The organism is Tunicatimonas sp., assembly GCF_049647865.1.
GTDB lineage: Bacteria > Bacteroidota > Bacteroidia > Cytophagales > Cyclobacteriaceae > Tunicatimonas.
In genome coordinates this window covers 1-2,269 of sequence record NZ_JBARYM010000387.1, presented here as the reverse complement: position 1 = coordinate 2,269, position 2,269 = coordinate 1, and the positions used below count along the sequence as shown (strand labels likewise).

The 2,269-nt window shown below is 37.7% G+C and carries 5 protein-coding genes; all 5 read left to right on the top strand.

From position 1 onward, the window contains the following. Positions 1–258, top strand: a 258-nt coding sequence (locus WBA23_RS11640) for a DUF433 domain-containing protein (RefSeq protein WP_424582451.1), incomplete at its 5' end; no start/stop codon positions are given. Continuing rightward, entirely contained in the window at positions 255–572 is a 318-nt protein-coding gene (locus WBA23_RS11635; RefSeq protein WP_424582450.1) for a DUF5615 family PIN-like protein, read from the top strand. The genes WBA23_RS11640 and WBA23_RS11635, both read left to right, overlap by 4 nt. Before the next feature lie 249 nt (positions 573–821). Further along, complete coding sequence (locus WBA23_RS11630) at positions 822–1,055, top strand: hypothetical protein (RefSeq protein ID WP_424582449.1); 234 nt, start codon at positions 822–824, stop codon at positions 1,053–1,055. Continuing rightward, positions 1,040–1,342 carry a type II toxin-antitoxin system RelE/ParE family toxin gene (locus WBA23_RS11625; RefSeq protein WP_424582448.1) on the top strand — a complete coding sequence of 101 codons (303 nt, stop codon included), beginning with the start codon at positions 1,040–1,042 and terminating at the stop codon, positions 1,340–1,342. Before WBA23_RS11630 ends, WBA23_RS11625 begins: the two co-directional genes overlap by 16 nt. Before the next feature lie 23 nt (positions 1,343–1,365). Then, positions 1,366–2,269 (top strand): hypothetical protein (locus WBA23_RS11620; RefSeq protein WP_424582447.1); only part of this gene is annotated, 904 nt, incomplete at its 3' end.

Below are 2,269 nucleotides of genomic sequence, written 5' to 3'. Positions count from 1 at the left end.
AGGAAAAGACTATGTATTATGGAAGAAGAAAATTTGCTAAGCCGCATCACAATTACCGCCAATATTTGTCATGGCAAGCCAACCATAAGGGGACTCCGCTACCCAGTAGAAAATATACTGGAATTGTTGGCCGCCGATATGACTCATGAAGAGATATTAGCTGATTATCCCGATTTGGTGAAAGAAGATTTACTGGCTTGTTTAGCCTATGCCGTTCGGGTAACGCAGACAAAGGCAGTTTATCCTTTAGCTTCATGAAATTCATCATTGATGCACAACTTCCTCAACTGCTTGCTGATTGGCTCAAAGAACGTGGATTTGATGCGGTACATACCCTGGAATTGCCTGCCGCAAATCGTAGTGATGATAAAGAAATTATTGTAGTTGCCGATCAGGATGATAGAGTCGTTATCTCAAAAGAAAGCGACTTTTTTGATGATCACATCTTGACAGGAAAACCGAAAAGATTGTTAGTGATCAAAACAGGTAATATTAAGAACCGTGACTTAATTCGTCTTTTTGAAGGAAATATTAAGCGTATAGAGAGTTTGTTTAGCGATACGTCTTGCTAGAAATGAATCGCTCGGAGCTGATCGTTCACCGATGAAAAAAAGCCTGATGATAACACCATGCAGCCGCCAGCCGGGGAATCATTACATTGGCAGTCCGGTTCCCCAAGTCAGAGCATTGATAGTCGGAAGATAACGTTTCACAATCCCCCGGCCGGTGGCTGCATAGAACGTTATGGCACATAGTATTAAAGAAAGGATCAAATTGTTACAGAATTCGTATATTAGAAATAAACTTAAGAAGATATAGATATGCTAGTTTCTGAACTTAGAGAGATACTTATACATCGCATTCAATCCATAGAAGATGAGGAGTTTCTAAATGCTATCAAGATACTTACTGATTCTAAAATAATAGATCAACCTTATGAACTCAGTGATTTTGAACAGCAAAAAATTTCTAATGCTAGAAGGCAAGTAGAAAATGGCGAGATTTTTACTCAAGAAGAAGTTTTTAAAAAAGTTAATGCATGGCTCAAAGAATAGTTTGGTCAAAAGAAGCACAAGATGACTTCTTGGCTACTTTAGGCTATTATGCGGAGCGAAATGGAAGTAAGACATATAGTGAGAAGCTAGCTAAACAGATACAAGAAGTCATCGAGAGATTACGAGAACACCCTTTATTAGGTAGACCCACCAATGATGAAGAAGTTCGTATTTTGAGAAAGGGAAATTATCAAATCTACTATGAATTGAAGAATGATGAGATAGTGATTTTGGTCGTTTGGGACATGAGGAGAAATCCCGAAGAACTGAAAAGATACGTGCCATAACAATATGCAGCGACCATCCCTATTTGAAAACCATTCGTAAGCTAATTGCTCCAATCAAGAATACTGATTTTGAAAGATCAAAGCTGACAATTTCCGGCCCGACGGCTGCAAAGAACGTTGGCGGTCATGCAAAAATGAAGTATAAAATAATCATCATATTGCTTTTGATCTCGTTTCAATCCTTTGGTACAGCTCAGATACCAGATCGATTGATTTATGGGGATGATACTTTGTCTCTGTTTTTTTGTCCACTCGAGCTTTATCCTGATAAAGAGTTAATAACTCCACAGGGCTTATTTGATAGTAAAGGATGTTTTTATACTGCTTGTTGGAGAAATTACGTGGCCACTTGGTCCATTGAGAGGAATAATTTATATCTACTGGAAATTAGAAATGCGTGTTACCCGACCAACATGCAAGATGTAGAAGGCTCATTCAAGTCTGGAGTAGATAGCATCGGACAAGAGTTTGCTGATTTAAAAAGTTTATTTCCCGAGCGTTATGATAACGGAAGGGTAAAAGCAGATTGGGTCAGTGGAGAATTGATTGTTCCCAAGGGAGAACTAATTTATTATTTCAATGAAGGATTTCAAAGTATCTATGAAGTAGAGTTGATGTTAACAGTGGGTCAAGGAATCCTAGTTAGTAAACAGATACTCGATAATTTAAAGACTAAGAAATCCAAATACGCTCAGGACTCTAAACTTTTACACAAATTTATCGGTCGCCACATGGATGAGGAAAATTTACCTGAATCAGATTCTGTAACAAGAAAAGTATTCGTCCAAATACTATCAACAGATGATGAAGGAAAAATAGATAGTGTTAAGGTTGTTCATGGAATCAACAAACTGTACGATAATGAAGCAGCTCGATTAATAAAAAAGATTCCTGAATGGGATGTAATTTATAGACACGGTGAAAAAG

What these genes read in the sequence shown, in the direction of transcription:
- WBA23_RS11625 (WP_424582448.1), top strand. Translation starts at nt 1,040, where the DNA reads ATGGCTCAAAGAATAGTTTGGTCAAAAGAAGCACAAGATGACTTCTTG.
- WBA23_RS11630 (WP_424582449.1), top strand. Translation starts at nt 822, where the DNA reads ATGCTAGTTTCTGAACTTAGAGAGATACTTATACATCGCATTCAATCC.
- WBA23_RS11635 (WP_424582450.1), top strand. Translation starts at nt 255, where the DNA reads ATGAAATTCATCATTGATGCACAACTTCCTCAACTGCTTGCTGATTGG.